At 62.8% G+C, this 15,759-nt stretch carries 14 protein-coding genes; 6 read left to right on the forward strand and 8 right to left on the reverse strand.

Annotation, left to right across the window (positions count from 1 at the left end; genetic code table 11):
* Positions 1-29: 29 nt before the first annotated feature.
* Positions 30-998: a shikimate dehydrogenase family protein gene (locus tag AC0L2B_RS04740; protein WP_473744414.1), complete on the reverse strand. Its 969-nt coding sequence runs from the start codon at positions 996-998 to the stop codon at positions 30-32.
* 73 nt (positions 999-1,071) lie between these two features.
* On the reverse strand, positions 1,072-1,713 hold the full coding sequence (locus tag AC0L2B_RS04745; protein WP_473744415.1) for a glucose-6-phosphate isomerase: 642 nt from the start codon (positions 1,711-1,713) through the stop codon (positions 1,072-1,074).
* 105 nt (positions 1,714-1,818) lie between these two features.
* Between AC0L2B_RS04745 and AC0L2B_RS04750 the strand changes: the two genes are divergently transcribed.
* The 6 genes from AC0L2B_RS04750 (at position 1,819) to AC0L2B_RS04775 (ending at position 8,193) form a co-directional block, all read left to right on the forward strand.
* Positions 1,819-2,592, forward strand: a complete 774-nt coding sequence (locus AC0L2B_RS04750) for an orotidine 5'-phosphate decarboxylase / HUMPS family protein (protein WP_473744416.1) — start codon at positions 1,819-1,821, stop codon at positions 2,590-2,592.
* The gene (locus AC0L2B_RS04755) at positions 2,577-3,083 is read left to right on the forward strand and encodes an SIS domain-containing protein (protein WP_473490766.1); all 507 of its coding nucleotides are present in this window, start codon (positions 2,577-2,579) and stop codon (positions 3,081-3,083) included. Before AC0L2B_RS04750 ends, AC0L2B_RS04755 begins: the two co-directional genes overlap by 16 nt.
* Before the next feature lie 302 nt (positions 3,084-3,385).
* Positions 3,386-4,858 (forward strand): ABC transporter substrate-binding protein, encoded by a 1,473-nt coding sequence (locus tag AC0L2B_RS04760; protein ID WP_473744417.1) that lies wholly within the window; start codon positions 3,386-3,388, stop codon positions 4,856-4,858.
* Positions 4,859-4,931: 73 nt separating this feature from the next.
* Positions 4,932-6,068, forward strand: coding sequence for a carbohydrate ABC transporter permease (locus AC0L2B_RS04765; protein WP_473490764.1), 1,137 nt, complete (start codon positions 4,932-4,934; stop codon positions 6,066-6,068).
* The gene (locus AC0L2B_RS04770) at positions 6,065-7,111 is read left to right on the forward strand and encodes a carbohydrate ABC transporter permease (RefSeq protein WP_473744418.1); all 1,047 of its coding nucleotides are present in this window, start codon (positions 6,065-6,067) and stop codon (positions 7,109-7,111) included. The genes AC0L2B_RS04765 and AC0L2B_RS04770 overlap by 4 nt, the downstream gene beginning before the upstream one ends.
* A 5-nt stretch (positions 7,112-7,116) precedes the next feature.
* Positions 7,117-8,193 carry an ABC transporter ATP-binding protein gene (locus AC0L2B_RS04775; protein WP_473744419.1) on the forward strand — a complete coding sequence of 359 codons (1,077 nt, stop codon included), beginning with the start codon at positions 7,117-7,119 and terminating at the stop codon, positions 8,191-8,193.
* A gap of 101 nt (positions 8,194-8,294) precedes the next feature.
* On the opposite strand, the gene AC0L2B_RS04780 is transcribed toward AC0L2B_RS04775, so the two are convergent.
* The 6 genes from AC0L2B_RS04780 to AC0L2B_RS04805 form a co-directional block, all read right to left on the reverse strand.
* Positions 8,295-9,803 (reverse strand): tripartite tricarboxylate transporter permease, encoded by a 1,509-nt coding sequence (locus tag AC0L2B_RS04780; protein WP_473744420.1) that lies wholly within the window; start codon positions 9,801-9,803, stop codon positions 8,295-8,297.
* Between the two features lie 10 nt (positions 9,804-9,813).
* Positions 9,814-10,275, reverse strand: a complete 462-nt coding sequence (locus AC0L2B_RS04785; protein ID WP_023797766.1) for a tripartite tricarboxylate transporter TctB family protein — start codon at positions 10,273-10,275, stop codon at positions 9,814-9,816.
* 100 nt (positions 10,276-10,375) lie between these two features.
* Positions 10,376-11,347 carry a tripartite tricarboxylate transporter substrate-binding protein gene (locus AC0L2B_RS04790; RefSeq protein WP_473515551.1) on the reverse strand — a complete coding sequence of 324 codons (972 nt, stop codon included), beginning with the start codon at positions 11,345-11,347 and terminating at the stop codon, positions 10,376-10,378.
* A gap of 260 nt (positions 11,348-11,607) precedes the next feature.
* On the reverse strand, positions 11,608-12,840 hold the full coding sequence (uxuA, locus tag AC0L2B_RS04795; RefSeq protein WP_473744421.1) for a mannonate dehydratase: 1,233 nt from the start codon (positions 12,838-12,840) through the stop codon (positions 11,608-11,610).
* A gap of 71 nt (positions 12,841-12,911) precedes the next feature.
* On the reverse strand, positions 12,912-14,018 hold the full coding sequence (locus tag AC0L2B_RS04800) for a glycosyltransferase (protein WP_473744422.1): 1,107 nt from the start codon (positions 14,016-14,018) through the stop codon (positions 12,912-12,914).
* 8 nt (positions 14,019-14,026) lie between these two features.
* Positions 14,027-15,592 carry a GumC family protein gene (locus AC0L2B_RS04805; RefSeq protein ID WP_473744423.1) on the reverse strand — a complete coding sequence of 522 codons (1,566 nt, stop codon included), beginning with the start codon at positions 15,590-15,592 and terminating at the stop codon, positions 14,027-14,029.
* Positions 15,593-15,759: the final 167 nt, after the last annotated feature.

The following is a 15,759-nucleotide window of genomic DNA, read 5'->3' on the forward strand; positions in this document are numbered from 1 at the left end:
GCGAGCGCGGCGCGACGAGACCCACGGCATCAGCCTTTCGCCGCTTCGATGGCGATGCGCGACATCTCGTCGAAATCCGGTCCCGACACCGGGATCGCGATGTCGAAGACCTCTGCGATCACCTGCGTCCAGCCATGCAGGAAATATGTCCAACCATCCTCGATCTGCAACTGCCGTCGGGCCTGCTGCCGCCTTGCCTGGTCGAGGAAGATCAGGTCGCCGCGATAGTTGAGATCCCAGGCAATGCCGCGCTTGGGAAACACGCCGTCATCGGTAATCGGCGAGCCGGGCGCGTCCTTGCCAAGTCCGGTCGCGTTGATCACCAGCGAGCCTGGTTTCAGCGCCGCCAACGTCTCGTCGTTGATCTCTGGTCGGTCTGCCAGGACATATTCGAGCTCGACCGTCGACATCATGTCTTTGTGGATGCGCTCGATTTCATCGAGACGCGGCTGCGAACGGTCGCTGACAATGATGCGCGAAGGCACGTCGGCGCCACGCTCCTTGCGCATCAGGTGCCAGGTGATCGCTATCGTCGATCCGCCGGCGCCCATCGACAGGACCTCCGCGCCGGTGTCCGCAAAATATTCCGCCGGAATGAAACCGTCTATCGCAAGGCCCGAAGAGATCGGATCCTTGGCATGGCAGACGAGTTTTCCGCCCCGCTTCGACAGGCAACTGGTCTCGTGCATCAGGCGGGCGTGCGGATCGATCACATCGAACAGGTCGCGCGCTGCGTTGAAAAGATCGATCTTGTGCGTGGTGACCAGCGCGCCAAGCGACTGCGGGTCGGATTTTATGAAGGAGACGACCTCACGGTAGGCCTCCGGATCGGCATGGAGTGGAAAGTCGATGCCCCTGAGAACCGCATCTTTGAGAACTGCTTCCTTCAGCCCGAGGTGGCGCGCCCATGCCGGGAAAACCCGCATGATCGAGCTGCTCGTCGTCGTGACGCCGATAAAATAGAATGTCGGCTGGGTGGCCGGCCGATAGCGGCTCATTTGCCATTCTCCCGGATTTTCTCCGCGCGCAGTGCAGCAATGCTAAATGAAGCAGCGATCTCGTAGCGCGCCTTCATGCCGGCGCCGTGCCGGATTGTTGCCCATAGAGGGCAGAGATCAGCTTTGCGTCACGCGGTCGCCAATCCGGGTTGTCGACTTGCCTCCAGCCTCCATCGCCGGCGACCACACGCGAGCGCATGCCTCCCGATCTCGCGATGATCTCATAGTCCTGCCCTGAATCGGCGGGGTAGCAGAACAGCATCACCAGATCGTCGTCCCCGACATTGATCGAGCGGTGGATCCAGAAAGGCGGAACATAACAGACGGTCTGGGCATCGATCGGCACGATCCGAACCTCGCCCTCCGGCGATTCCATCAGCATGAGGCCGTGCCCCTTCTGGCCATAGTAGATCTCGGGCCGGTCGGCCTGCCTGTGGATATGACCGCGCGTCATGAAATACTCGTCGCCGACTTTGCCGGGCGCCATGCGCGTGACGCCGAAAATCAGGTCGCCCGACTGCTCGGTCGGCCGGAACTCGGAGACCTCGTAGACGATGCGCTCGCCCCACGCCGCGCGCATGGCTTCGAACACCGCGGCGTTGGCATAGAGCCCGTCCAGATCGCGGAAGCGCTTCTGGTAGCTGCCGGTTGCATTTGCCATCGCACCAGTCGACAGGTCGACCTTGCATGCAATGGGCTCAAACAGTCTCGTCAAAGGACTACCTCATACTGCATTGCAGGTGGCGTCGGCGCTGATCTGGCCCGCACCTCCTGCTTTCGACAAGACCACTTGCTTTGCAGGGCACGATTTGCTCTCCCTGTGCAGACCAGCCTGGAGGTTGCTGGATTATGGCAGATTTCGACCACGAAGCACACGACAGTGGGTTGGGCGGCATGCCGCATCCGCTGTCTTAAGCAATCCGGGAGAGCCGCCTTGCTCCTCCAAGTCGCCTTCGACAAGCCTGAACACCTGGCCCTGCTCGCGCAGATGAAGGATTTTGCCGACATTACCGAGATCGGCACGCCATTGCTGAAATGCCTCGGCCTCTCGGCCATCGCCACAGCGCGCGAGCTCTGCCCTGAAGTCATGGTGCTGGCTGATACCAAAACCGTCGACGCCGGCCGGTTCGAGGCTGATATGGTATTCGGCGCCGGCGCCGCATTCATGACGGTGCTGTCGTGTGCTTCGCCCGCCACGCATGAGGCGGTCGGAAAACGTGCCGCAGCCTTCGGCGCGACGGTCGTCGTCGATACCATCACCGAGGCGGGCAAGGCAGAATTGCTTCCCTTGAATGCTATCTTCCCCGAAAGCTTCGGCTACGTCGCTGTCCACTCGCCAACCGATGCGCGGCTGGCCGGCAACATTTCCACGTCACATATCGACGCCGTCAGAAAGATGCATGATCGTGGCTTTTTGGTTTCGCTCGCCGGCGGGATCGGCCCCGACACGCTGCAAGCGGTGATCGCAGTCGAGCCCGAAATCCTCGTGGTTGGCAGCGCCATCACGGAATCCGCAAACCCGAAAGAGGTAGCACGATGGATTCGCGACAGATTGCCCAATCCAGGCCGTGGCTGGCCGTGGGACAGGAGATAGCCGACCTTCTCGGCCGGATCGACGCCGACGCCTTTGCAAGGCTGGTGCAGGCGTTCGATGACCCTGATCAGCGATGGTTCTTTTCCGGGCAGGGACGCTCCGGCCTTGTCGCGCAGATGGGTGCGATGCGCATCATGCATCTTGGCCGAACGGTGCATTTCGTCGGTGAGGCATCGGCGCCATCGATCCGCAGGGGCGATGCGCTGCTGATCATCTCCGGCTCCGGGGAAACGCCGGTCAGTACAGGCTTTGCCCGCATCGCCAAGGCGGAGGGCGCCAAGGTCGTTACGCTGACGCATCAGCCGGCCGGGACCCTGGCCGGCATTGCCGATCTTACGCTGCATGTCCCTGTCGAGAAATCGAAACAGTTTGGCGGCAGCCTGTTCGAGCAATCCTGCCTCATCCTGCTCGACAGCATTGTGCTCTTCATGGCCCAGCAGATCCGCGACGCGCACAGACTGATGTTGCACCGCCACACCAACTTGCAGTGACGCCCGTGCCGACGGTGGTGTGACGGGGATTGTCGATGCGGTGGAATATTCCCAGGCAAGATCGAGCGGTCTTCTGGCGACTCCGCGCTAAAACCGCTGCGCGTTTTTGGGCGACATGCATTAGCCGGGAAGCCCGCGGGGGCAGCTCACCTTCCGTTGCGGCAAGGCACTGGACTCGCTGCGCGATGCCGATATTGTGCTTGGCAAGCGTTGGTGCCGTGCTCTGGCGACGGCAACCGACGGGGAGATACCGGCGGCTTGGTTCGCAGGAACATGTCCCGGTCAACACGGGAGGAAGTCTGATGAGAATTGGGGTCTTTCTGGCCGGCTTTTCGGCTTTTACCGCGCTGGTTGGCGCGCCTGCCTTTGCCCAGGACAAGCCGTTTGCGGGGGTTACCGTGAACGTCATTACGCAGACCGGTGCGATTCAGGAGCCGCTGCAGCGGCGCGCGCCCGAGTTCGAAGCGCTCACCGGCGCCAAGATCAATATCATCGCGGTGCCCTTTTCGGATCTCTATCAGAAGATTCTCACCGACTGGGCGAGCGGCACCAACTCGGTCGACGCCGGCGTGTTCGCCCCGCAATGGATGGTCGACTACATTGCCGGCCGCTACCTCGAGGACCTGACGCCGCGGGTCGAGGCCGACAAGGACATCCAGCAGGAGGATGTGGGCGCGTTCTTCCGGGATTTCTCCGAGAAGTACAGCGGCAAGACCTACATGATCACGCTCGATGGCGACTTCCACATGATGTACTACCGTAAGGATGTGCTCGAAGCGGCCGGCCTGGCGGTGCCGAAAACCTGGGACGAGTATCTCGATGTCGCCAAGGCCACGCATGGCAAGGACATGAGCGGCGATGGCACGCCGGATTTCGGCTCCTGCATCGCCAAGAAGCGCAACGCGCAGAGCTATTGGTTCGTCACCGATGTGGTCGGCTCGATGACCCAGTCCAAGGGAACCAGCCAGGGCACCTTCTTCAACACCAAGGACATGACGCCGCTCGTCAACAACGACGCCTTCCGCAAGGCGCTCGACTTCCTGTCTGAATCGACCAAGTACGGCCCGCCGGACGAACTGAACCTCGACGTCAGCGATACAAGGCCGCTCTTCGCTTCCGGCCGCTGCGCGCTGAACCTCGACTGGGGTGATGTAGGCACGATCTCGATCGATCCGAAGCAGTCCAAGGTGATGGGCAAATGGGGCGCTGCGATCATGCCCGGATCCAAGGAGGTCCTGAATTGGGACACCGGCAAGCTAGAAGCCTGCACGGCAGAAAACTGCCCGCACGCGATCGACGGCGTGAACCATGCACCATTCGCCGCCTTTGGCGGCTGGGGCGGCGGCATCAACGCGGCGGCCGATCCGAAGGTGAAGGACGCCGCCTACGCCTACTTCTCGTTCATGACGCAGCCAGCGCAATCGAATGCCGACGTTACCGTCGGCGGCACCGGCTTCAACCCGTACCGCACCTCGCAGCTCGGCTACAGCGACCTTTGGAAGAAGGCCGGCATGAGCGAGGAGGAGGCCAAAGTCTACCTGGGCGCGATCAACGACAGCATGAGCAGCCCGAACATGATCCTCGACCTGCGCATCCCACAAAATCAGAAGTACCAGCAGGTCGTGCTCGACGAGGCGGTCTCGCGCTTCCTCGCCGGCGAAATCGACAAGGAAGCGACCGTCGCGGCGGTCGAGGAAGGCTGGAATGAGCTGAACGAAGAGGTTGGCAAAGACGAGCAGCTCAAACTTTACAAGGCGACCATCGGCGCCAAATAGGCAGCCAAGCAAACAACCCGGCGTGGCATCGTCCGCGCCGGGTCTGATGCCTGCCCCACTTTCTCAGGATATGATGACCGCAACCGACACGATGCCAGACGCTGCCGACCGCCGCAGCTGGGCCGAATGGCTGGACGGTCACTCAGGCCGGATCATGGTGCTGCCAGCCGTCGTCGTGCTTCTCTGCTTCGCGATTTTTCCGCTCATCATCTCGGCCTATCTCGCGCTTTCGCGCTTTGCGCTCGCGTCGGGCGGATTCACGCTGAAATTCATCGGACTTTTGAACTTCCGCAAGCTGCTGGTCGGCTCGCAGCAGTATCACCTGCTCGGTAAGTTTGGCACGTTCGGCTTTGTCCAATTCGCTTTGCTGGCCTTGATCGCGGCAGGGCTGTTTTTCCTCCTCGCCCGCTACTTGTTGCGTGGCAGGCCGACCGTCGTCGGCACGGTTGGTCGGCTTCTGGCGACCTCGATGGCGATGGGCCTGGCGGTTCTTGCGCTGGCCACCATGGCGCCGGGCGGCGTGCCGGGGACTGTCGTCAACACGCTTCTCTACGTGTTCGTCGGCGTGTCCGTGCAGTTCGCACTGGGGCTGGGCCTCGCGCTGCTGTGCGGCCAGCCGATCCGCGGCCGGAATTTCTTTCGCGTCCTCTTCTTCATCCCGCTGATGGTGACCCCGGTCGGCATCGCCTACACGTTCCGCATGCTCGCCGACATGCAGAAGGGGCCCTTCGCCCCGCTCGTGCGCGCTTTCGGCATCAGCGAGTGGTCGTGGGCCACGGAGGCCTGGTCGGCGCGGCTGATGGTGTTGGTCGGCGACACCTGGCAGTGGACGCCGTTCATGTTCATCGTGCTGCTGGCGGCCATCGAAAACCAGCCGCGCGATCAGGTCGAGGCGGCACGGCTGGACGGCGCCAACGGCTTCCAGATTTTTCGCGACATTACCTGGCCAGCGATCGCGCCGATTGCCGCTACCGTCGTGCTGATCCGGCTCATCGAGGCTTTCAAGATCATCGATCTGCCGAACGTGCTCACCGGCGGCGGCCCCGGCCTGGCGACGGAATCGATGACGCTCCATTCCTTCATTTCCTGGCGCACCCAGGATCTCGGCGGCTCGGCCGCTATCGGCTACATGCTGCTCTTCATCTCGACCATCGTATGCGTCTCGTTCTTCAACTTCGTGGTCCGGCCGGCGCGCCGGTTCGAAGCATGAGCACCGAGCCGCGCTCGCTGGCGCGCCGGCTGTTCGAGCCGGCCTCGATCGACAGCCAGGCGCCGGTCGCCAGGGTGGTGACCTATGTGCTGCTGCTCCTGTGGACGCTGGTTGTGGTGCTTCCTCTCTACTGGGTGTTCATCACGTCCTTCAAGGGGCCTGGGGAGGTCGACAACGGGCCGTTCTATCTTCCGTTCGTCGACTTTGCTCCCTCGCTTCAGGCATGGGACTTCATGCTCGTGCAGAATTATACGCTGCGCCCTTACATGAATTCGGTCGTTGTCGCCGTCGCCAGCACGCTGCTCGCAGTCCTGATCGGCTCGCTGGCAGCCTACGCGCTCGTGCGTATCCGCTTCCAGGTGAAACTCGCCGCCGTTGCAATCTTCCTGATCCTGCTCACCGCAATCATCGTGGCGGTGGCCACTTTCGGCGTGCGGTGGGAGATCGCTATTGTCGTGGCGGCAGCCCTCTTCGTCATTGCGCTGTTCACGCTCGCTGGACGCACGAAGCTTGCGGTCGGCAACAGCGACATTGAGTTCTGGATCATCTCGAACCGCATCATGCCGCCGATCGTCGCCGTATTGCCGATCTACGTGATGTTCCAGCAGATGCGCCTGCTTGACACGCAGGTGGCGCTGATCGCCACCTACACCGCCATCAACCTGCCGATCGTGGTGTGGCTGACGCGCGATTTCTTCGCCGGCATCCCGCTCGACCTCGAGGAGAGCGCACAAATAGACGGCGCCTCCAAGTTCCGCGTTTTCTTCACCATCGCGCTGCCGCTGGTGCGGTCCGGCCTGGTCGCGACCTTCCTGCTGGTGCTGATCCTTGCCTGGAACGAGTATCTGCTGGCCCTCTTCCTCTCCAATGCCGATGCGCAGACCATGCCGGTGCTGGTATCGGCACAGAACACGACCCGCGGGCCGCAATGGTGGAACATGTCGGTGTTGATCACCGTGATGATCGCCCCCGTGATCATCATCTCCAGCATCCTGCAGAAGCACATCGCGCGCGGGCTGCTGGTCGGCGCAGTGAAGGGCTAGTCAATATGCGGGTCACCCTGTCCGATATCTACAAGTCCTTCGGCGCGGTCGAGGTGGTCAAAGGGCTCGACCTGGAGATCGAGGACGGCGAGTTCCTGGTGCTGCTCGGCCCTTCAGGCTGCGGCAAGACGACAGCGCTGCGCATGGTGGCCGGGCTTGAATCGGTGAGTTCCGGCCGCGTCCTCATCGGCGACCGCGACGTCACCCACGTGCTGCCCAAATATCGCGATGTGGCGATGGTGTTCCAGTCCTACGCGCTCTATCCGCACATGACGGTTGCCGAGAACATCGCATATCCGCTGAAGCTTCGTGGCGTGCCGCGCACTGAGCGCGACGCCGCCGTGCGCAGTGCCGCCGTCAAGGTGCATCTCGAGGAGTTCCTCGACCGCTATCCGCGGCAGCTTTCCGGCGGTCAGCGGCAACGCATCGCGCTCGCCCGCGCCATGGTGCGGCGGCCGAGCGTCTTCCTGATGGACGAGCCGCTCTCCAATCTCGACGCCAAGCTGCGCGGCCACATGCGCTCGGAACTGAAACGCCTGCAGGCCGATCTGGGCGTGACGACGATCTACGTCACTCACGATCAGATCGAGGCCATGACCCTGGCGCACCGTGTTGCCATCATGAACCGCGGCGTCGTGCAGCAGATCGCGACGCCCCGTCAGATCTACGACGATCCGGCGAACCTGTTCGTCGCCGGCTTCATCGGCTCGCCGCCGATGAATTTTCTCCACGGCGAGCTGGTCGAGGGTAGCTTCGCCTGCGCGGAAGGGCGATTTGCGACCAGCGTTGCCGAAAGCCGTATGAAGGTCACTGCCGGCCTCCGGCCCGAGGATTGCCGGGTCACGGCGCCATCGGAGGGCAAGATTGCGGCGCGAGTCTATGCCGTGGAACTGATCGGCGATCATACCTTGATCACCTGCCAGTTCGGTGGGGCCACCGTAACCGTCAAGGCCGATAAATCGGCGCACTACGATATGGATGAGCCGATCGGCATCACCTTCCAGGATGCTGCCGTCTTTCTGTTCGATGCGGAAACCGGAGCCCGCATCGGCAGCCGCGGCCTTGGACAGGCGGCCGCGTGACTTAAGTTCTTGTTTTTATGGATGTCGTTGTCGCAAAACCGCTGCGCACCCTCGGGTCAGGCCCGGGTCAGGCCCAAGGGCATGCTTTTGCGTGACATATATTAATTCTCCTCCACGAACACCTCTTCGCGCTTCTTCTTGACCGCCGGCAGGAAGACGATGACGAGCACGGCGAAGGCGATGAACAGCAGGCCGGCGCTGATCGGCCTCGTCACGAAGGTGGTCGGGTCGCCGCGCGCGAGAATCATGGCGCGGCGCAGGTTTTCCTCGAGCAGCGGGCCGAGCACGAAGCCGAGCAGCAGCGGCGCCGGTTCGCAGCGCAGCTTGGTCAGGAGATAGCCGAGAAAGCCGAAGAAGGCGACGGCGTAGAGGTCGTAGATGTTGGTGTTGACGCTGTAAACGCCGATCGAGCAGAACGCCATGATGATCGGGAAGAGCACGTAGTAGGGGATCGTCAGGAGTTTCACCCAAAGCCCGATCAGCGGCAGGTTCAAGATGATCAGCATCAGATTGCCGATCCACATCGAGGCGATGATGCCCCAAAACAGCGCCGGCTGTTCGATCGCGACATTGGGGCCGGGCACGATGCCCTGGATGATCATCGCGCCGATCATCAGCGCCATGACCGGGTTGGCCGGAATGCCGAGCGTCAGCATCGGGATGAAGGAGGTCTGCGCACCGGCATTGTTGGCCGATTCCGGTCCGGCGACGCCTTCGATGGCGCCCTTGCCGAATTCCCCGGGGTTTTTCGAGATGCGTTTTTCGACCGTGTAGGAGGCAAAGGCTGCAAGGATCGCGCCGCCTCCCGGCAGGATGCCGAGCGCCGAACCGATGATGGTTCCGCGCACGATCGGCGCCGCCATGCGGCGAAAGTCGTCGCGGGTCGGCATCAGGCCGGAGACGCTTCGGATCATCACCGAGCGCTCGTGCTCGTTTTCGAGGTTGCGCAGGATTTCGGCGACGCCGAAGACGCCGACCGCCACCGCGACGAAATTCAGCCCGTCGGCATATTCGCGGATGCCGAGCGTGAAGCGCGGCGTGCCGGTGTAGATGTCGGTGCCGACGATGCCGAGCAGCAGGCCAAGCACGACCATCGCCAGCGCCTTGACGATCGAGCCGTGGGCGAGCGCGACGGACGAGACGAGGCCGACGATCATCAGCGAGAAATACTCGGCCGCGCCGAATTCCAGCGCGATCGCCGTCAGCGGCGGGGCAAAGACGGCGACGAGGAAGGTCGACACCGTGCCGGCGAAGAACGAGCCTATCGCCGCGATGGCGAGTGCCGCCCCGGCGCGGCCGTTCTTGGCCATCTGGTAGCCGTCGATGGCGGTGACGGCCGACGAGGATTCGCCGGGCATGTTGATGAGGATGGCGGTGGTCGAGCCGCCATATTGCGCGCCGTAATAGATGCCGGCGAGCATGATAAGGGAGGAAACCGGGTCGCCGATCTGGAAGGTGATCGGCAACAGCATGGCGATGGTGGCGGTGGCGCCGATACCGGGCAAAACGCCGATCAGTGTGCCGAGAAGGACGCCGATCAGGCAGAAACCGAGATTTGCCAGCGACGAGGCCGTCGAAAAACCGAGCGCGAGGTTGTCGAGGAGTTCCATGTTCATCTCCTCAAAACTGCAGCCACGGGCCGAAGCGCCGGAACGGCAGGCCGAGCGCATAGCTGAAGACGAGGAACGCAAACAGCGTCAGGCCGGCGGAGAGCACGAGCGCGGTCAGCGGCCTCATGCGACCGCTGGCAAAGGATGCAATCAGCGCCGTCAGGAAGATCGAGGGGAGGAAACCGAGGCCGCGCACGGTCAGGCCGAAGAAGATCGGGGCAGGCAGGATGAACAGCATGCCGCGCCAGGCTACATGGCCGATCGGCTCGCTCTCGAAGCGCACCGCTTCGACGAGGATGACGGCGCCAAGCAGGATCAAAACGATTGCCAGGACCAGCGGGAAATAGCCCGGTCCCATGCGGAAGGCGGTGCCGATTTCGAGGTCGAGCGACTGCAGCGCGAAAAATCCGCCGAGAAAGATGAACAGCGCGGCGCATATGCCGTTGGTCGTGTCGATTGTGAAGGGTTTCATGACGTCCTCCCAGGCCCGCGCCGCGGGCGCGCCGATGCCGGTGTGAAAATGGGGCCGGTGTGAAAAAAACGGGGCGCTGGTGGGCGCCCCGTTCAAAATCTCAGTCGGCGTACTGGCCGGCGGCTTCGATGATCGGCTTCCAGCGCGCGATCTCGCCCTCCAGCTTGGCCTTCAGCGCGGCAGGAGTCGCATCAGCTTCAGGCGATGGCTTGGTGCCGAGTTCGGCGAAGCGGGCGACGACATTCGGGTCCTTCAGCGCGACCTGAAGCGACTTCGACAGGCGTTCAGTGACCTCCGCCGGCGTGCCCTTGGGCGCGTAGAGGCCGTGCCAGATGCCGACCTGCACTTCCGGGAGACCGGCTTCCGTCGTCGTCGGAACGTCCGGCAGAACATCGAGGCGTTCAGCCGAGGTGACGGCGTAAACCTTGATCGTGCCGCCCTGGATCTGCTTGGTGGTGTTGGTCGACTGATCACACATGATGTCGACCTGGCCGCCGAGAAGGTCGGTCATGGCCGGGCCGGTGCCCTTGTAGGGCACGGTGACCAGCGGCGTGCCGATCGCGCTCATGAACAGCATGCCGCACAGATGCGAGGCCGCGCCTATGCCGGCATTGGCGACGGTGACGGTATCCTTGTTGGCCTTGGCGTAGTCGACCAGCCCCTTCAGGTCGGTCGGCTCGAGGTCCTTGCGGCCGACGACGGTCATCGGCACCTCGGTGACGAGGCCGACATATTCGAAGCTGTTCAGGGTGTCGTATGCGAGCTTTCTGTAAAGCGTGGCGCTTGTCGCCATGCCGATATGATGGAGGAGCAGCGTATAGCCGTCGGGCTCGGCGCTCGCGACGCGACCGGCGCCCAGCGTGCCGCCGGCGCCGCCGACATTCTCGACGATGATCTGCTGGCCGAGATCCTTCGACATGGCTTCCGCGACGAGGCGCGTGACCGTGTCGGTCGGGCCGCCGGCCGAAAACGGCACCACCACGGTGATGGTGCGTTCGGGATAGGTTTGCGCGCCCGCGGCGAACGAATACAGCGTAGCGGCGGCGGCCAGAGCGGCGGCGAATTTTCTCATCTTGTTTTCCTCCCAGGATATGAATTCCCAACCGCCTCCTGGAGTTCTTCTCAAATCCGGCTGCGGATGGACCAATAACGAGCGTAACCCAGCGGATTGCAATCGGACTCAAGCCGCAAGTTGCTATTATACACAAGTCCGCGCAAATGGGTGAAAAGGTGCCATCGAGCCGGAGGCGGACTGCCGGACGCCCAGCGGTCGAACGATGGCATGTTTAACGAGCACAGGTCGCGGACCGGCCTGTCGCATTTCCCTCTGGATTATGCGGTGTAAGTGGAGATCGGCTCTCGTGATGTCGACCTGCGAATGGCATGTTCGACGCCGCGGAGTTCGGCCAATCCCTTGAGCCGACCGATGGCCGGATAGCCGGGCTGCGCCCCGCGCGTCAGGTCATCGAGGATATCCTGGCCATGGTCGGGGCGCATCGGGATGACGGCGTCCGGGCGGCCCTTCACTTTGCGCCGCGCTTCCTCGTGAAGCAGCGCCGCCACCACCGCCACCATGTCGGTGTCGCCGGCAAGGTGCTCGTCCTCGTGGAACGAGCAGGGGGTGCCGGCCGCTTCCTTGCGCACATTGCGCAGATGGGCGAAATGGATTTTTGGCCCCATCCGCTCGATCATGCCGGGCAGATCATTATCGGGTCTCGCGCCGAGCGATCCGGTGCACAGCGTCGCGCCGTTGGCCGGGCTGTCGACTGCGTCCAGAACATAGCTGTAGTCGGCCTCGGTCGACATGATGCGCGGCAGTCCGAGCAGCGGAAACGGCGGGTCATCGGGGTGGCAGCAGAGTCGCAGGCCGAGGCGTTCGGCCGTGGGCACGACCTCCGCCAGGAAATCGACGAAATGCCGGCGCAGGGTTGTTGCGTCGATGCGGTCATAGTTTGACAGTTGAGCCGCGAGGCCGTCGAGAGACGTGTCTTCGGTCGAGCCGGGCAGGCCGGAATTGACGCTTCTTGCCAGAATCTTGCGCGCATGGTCATCCATTTGCGCATATCGGCGCGCCGCCTCGGCGGCGATCTCCGGTGTGTAGTCGCCGGGCGCCGCCTGGCGTTTCAGGATATGGATGTCGAATGCGGCGAAGTCGATCAGATCGAAGCGCATGGTGGTGCCGCCATGCGGCAGGCGCCAGGCAAGATCGGTGCGGGTCCAATCGAGCACGGGCATGAAATTGTAGCAGATGACCGAAATGCCGGCTCGCGCCAGGTTTTCCAGCGACGTCCTGTAGTTGGCTAGATGGCTGCGCCATTCGCCGACCTGCGTCTTAATCGCTTCGGAAACCGGCAGGCTTTCGACAATCTCCCAGTTCAGTTCGCTTGCGCTGCCATCCGGCAAGGACGCGACTTCGCGCTGACGCCTTTCGATTTCGGCGGGCAGCCAGACGGCGCCGTGAGGAACGTGGTGAAGGGCCGTGACGATGCCTTGCGCCCCGGCTTGACGCGCGTCCGCAATCGTCACCTTGTCGACCGGGCCGAACCAACGCCACACATGTCTCATTCAAGCACTCCGTTAAAAACCGCTGCGCACCCTCGGGTCAGGCCCGGGGGCATGCTTTTGGGCGACATGCATTAGAGCAGTGCTTCGTACAGATCGCCGATCTTTTCAACTTCGAAATCCGCCGCCCTGCTTTTCAGGATGGCGGCAGAAGTGGGGTGGTCCAGCATGTCAGCCATCGTCTTTGCCATAGCCGCGGCATCGCCGACCGGCACCAAGGCGCCGAAACGACCGTCACCGAGAATCTCGCGCGGGCCATGTGGCGCATCGGTGGAGACTACCGGGACGCCCGCAGCCATGGCCTCGACCAGCACATTGCCAAAGCCTTCGCTCGTCGAGGAAAGCACGAACAGATCGGCTGCGGCATAACAGGCGGCTGGGTCGTTGACGTAGCCAGCAAAGAGGACATCCGTGCCGATGCCGGTTTCCTCGGCATAGGCGCGCAATTCGGCAGCCAGCGGACCTTCACCGAAGATGACAAGCCGAGCGCGGCGGCCGGCGCGCAGGATAGCGAAAGCCCGCAGCAAGGTCCGATGGTCCTTGACCGGCACCAGGCGCCCGGCGGTGGCGATGACCGGGCCATCGCCCATCGTCGCCAGCTGTGCCTGCCATGCATTGGAATCTTGTTCGAGCGCCGCAACCGGCGGCAGCGGATTGTTGATGACGACAATCTTGGATTTAGGAAAGCCGCGGGCCGCAAGGTCGCGGCCGACACCCGCTGAGACGGCGATGGCGTTGGTTGCGCGCGCTGCAACCAGCGCGGAAAGCCAGACCGCTATTCTCGCGCCGAGGCTGCTGGAAGGCAGTGAGGCGGCTGCGTGGAAGCTTGGAAAAAACCGCGCCCGGCTTCGCGCCAGGAGAAGCGCCAGCGCCACGACCAGATTGGCAAACTCCGGGGCGCTGTAGACCGCATGCGGACCAAGGCGGCTGAACAAACCTGCGCTTCGCACGATGCCTTTCAGCGTCTCCCACTTGCCGTAACCCTCGCCCTGGATGGGAAGGTCGAAATCGACCAGATGCACGGCGGGGGAGCGCAGCGCGGCGTTGGGTCCTTCCGCGTTCCAGGTAAAAAGTGTGACATCGTGCCCACGCGATGCCAATTCATTTGCCATGAGGACGAAGACACGCTCGGCGCCGCCGCCCCTGAGACTGGCGATGTGAAAGACAATGCGCTTCGCCATGCCTGGATTCAGGCTCGGCTGACGCCGATGCCTGATCGGTTCGGCGGCTGGCGCATGTCGCGAACGATGCCCATGGCAATGGCCAGCAGCATGCCCAGAGCAAAGCCGGCGAAAGCTCCCAGGCCTGCCGTCACAGGGGTGCGGGGCGGCCACGAGCGACCCGGTGGCGGCACGGCGGTGGAAATCACCTGCACATTGGTGGTGTCGATCTGCTCGCGCTCGGTGATTTGACGCGCGCGAGACAGGAAGCTTTCATAGACAGCCCTTCTCGAGGCGGCGTCGCGTTCAAGCTCACGCAGGGCGACCTGGGACTCGCTGTCGGTGAAAACGTTGTTCTTCAGAGCGTTCATCCTGGCGGTGAGAGAAGCCAACGAGGCGTTGGCCTTGTCCAGGTTGGCTTTTGCCGTGCCGACCGTGCGCGAGAACTCCGCCCTGAGCTGAGAACTGACGGTTTCGAATTCTGTCCTGAGCCGGACGATCGTCGGGTGGCGCGGACCAAAGGTCATGGACTGAGAATCGATCTGCTGCCGCAAGCCATTCGCCTTGTCGCGCAGCACTGAGAGTGCTGCCGAAACCGCGGGGTCAGGATTGGCCCCATTGACACCGGAAGCAACCAAGGCGTCGTAACTTGCCTGCGCCGCGATGACGCGCGATTGCGCCTCGCCAATTTCGCTATTGAGCTGCGTCATCGTCTGCGAACTGACCAGCTGGCCATTGCTGGCCGACAAATTGTGGCTGCGCCTGTAGCTCTCGACCTTCTCTTCGGCTGCCTGCACGTCGCGCTTGAGTTGGCCGAGCCGGCCCTCAAGAGCAGCCGCGGCACGGCCGGCGCCAGCAGCATCGGCCTTGGCCAGTTCCTCCTGGAAAGCCTTCACGACGGCTTGCGAGATCAGGATCGCCTTGCCGGTGGTTTCTGCCGATACCGCGAGGGTTGTGACGAACGACGTTTCATCTGCAGCGACGCTGACCCGCTGCGCCAGGCTTTTCTGGGCGATAAGCTTCGGATCGGACTTGCCGCCACTCGCTGCAGCACCAGAGGTGGAAGCGGTCTGGTCCGGATCGAAAAACTCCGGATCATTGGCTAGACCGAGTTCGTCCACCACACGTGCAAGCACGTTGCCGGAGGTCAAGATGCGCTGCTTGCTGCGCGCGTTCAGTATTTGGCTGTCGACCTGGCCCGGTTGCGAGTAGACATCGTTTTCCACAACCTGCAAATTGGCGGGATTGATGAGGATTTCCGTCGTGACGGTGTAACGCTGTTTGCTCAGCAACCCATAGGCGGCGCCGATGACGCCGCCGGCTACTGCCAGCATCAATGCCCAGACGAGCCCGGCACGCAGCCAGACAAACAGGCGTCGAAAATCGAGCTCGAGGAAATCGCCGATCTTGTCGAGCGTCACCGTCGGGACAGGCTCGGGCGTGGGCGGAGTGACAGGGGCAGGGGGGCGCGCCGTGACCGGAGCATCCTGTTGCAGCCTTGCCCTGCTGGCGCGCCGCGCATTGGCGATCCGCTCGAATGCGCTGATATTGGAATCCGCTGTAGGGGGAGGGGTTGTGCCGGAAGCGGCAGACATGGCGCTAACTCTGGTTATTCGCTACGCGGACCAGCACTACAGAAAGATCGTTAACATGTCATTTTCCAAGTTGGCATATTTTGCCGAGTCAGGCACCGCGTCCGTTCAGCGGTCCCTTGAATGGATCTCGTTGGCCAGAATGGCGTCTGAATACCCTCACTTGGATC

It is taken from the genome of Mesorhizobium sp. WSM4815, assembly GCF_055811575.1.

What these genes read in the sequence shown, in the direction of transcription:
- AC0L2B_RS04790 (WP_473515551.1), bottom strand. Translation starts at nt 11,347, where the DNA reads ATGAGAAAATTCGCCGCCGCTCTGGCCGCCGCCGCTACGCTGTATTCG.
- AC0L2B_RS04765 (WP_473490764.1), top strand. Translation starts at nt 4,932, where the DNA reads ATGACCGCAACCGACACGATGCCAGACGCTGCCGACCGCCGCAGCTGG.
- uxuA (WP_473744421.1), bottom strand. Translation starts at nt 12,840, where the DNA reads ATGAGACATGTGTGGCGTTGGTTCGGCCCGGTCGACAAGGTGACGATT.
- AC0L2B_RS04800 (WP_473744422.1), bottom strand. Translation starts at nt 14,018, where the DNA reads ATGGCGAAGCGCATTGTCTTTCACATCGCCAGTCTCAGGGGCGGCGGC.
- AC0L2B_RS04770 (WP_473744418.1), top strand. Translation starts at nt 6,065, where the DNA reads ATGAGCACCGAGCCGCGCTCGCTGGCGCGCCGGCTGTTCGAGCCGGCC.
- AC0L2B_RS04740 (WP_473744414.1), bottom strand. Translation starts at nt 998, where the DNA reads ATGAGCCGCTATCGGCCGGCCACCCAGCCGACATTCTATTTTATCGGC.
- AC0L2B_RS04775 (WP_473744419.1), top strand. Translation starts at nt 7,117, where the DNA reads ATGCGGGTCACCCTGTCCGATATCTACAAGTCCTTCGGCGCGGTCGAG.
- AC0L2B_RS04780 (WP_473744420.1), bottom strand. Translation starts at nt 9,803, where the DNA reads ATGGAACTCCTCGACAACCTCGCGCTCGGTTTTTCGACGGCCTCGTCG.
- AC0L2B_RS04760 (WP_473744417.1), top strand. Translation starts at nt 3,386, where the DNA reads ATGAGAATTGGGGTCTTTCTGGCCGGCTTTTCGGCTTTTACCGCGCTG.
- AC0L2B_RS04805 (WP_473744423.1), bottom strand. Translation starts at nt 15,592, where the DNA reads ATGTCTGCCGCTTCCGGCACAACCCCTCCCCCTACAGCGGATTCCAAT.
- AC0L2B_RS04785 (WP_023797766.1), bottom strand. Translation starts at nt 10,275, where the DNA reads ATGAAACCCTTCACAATCGACACGACCAACGGCATATGCGCCGCGCTG.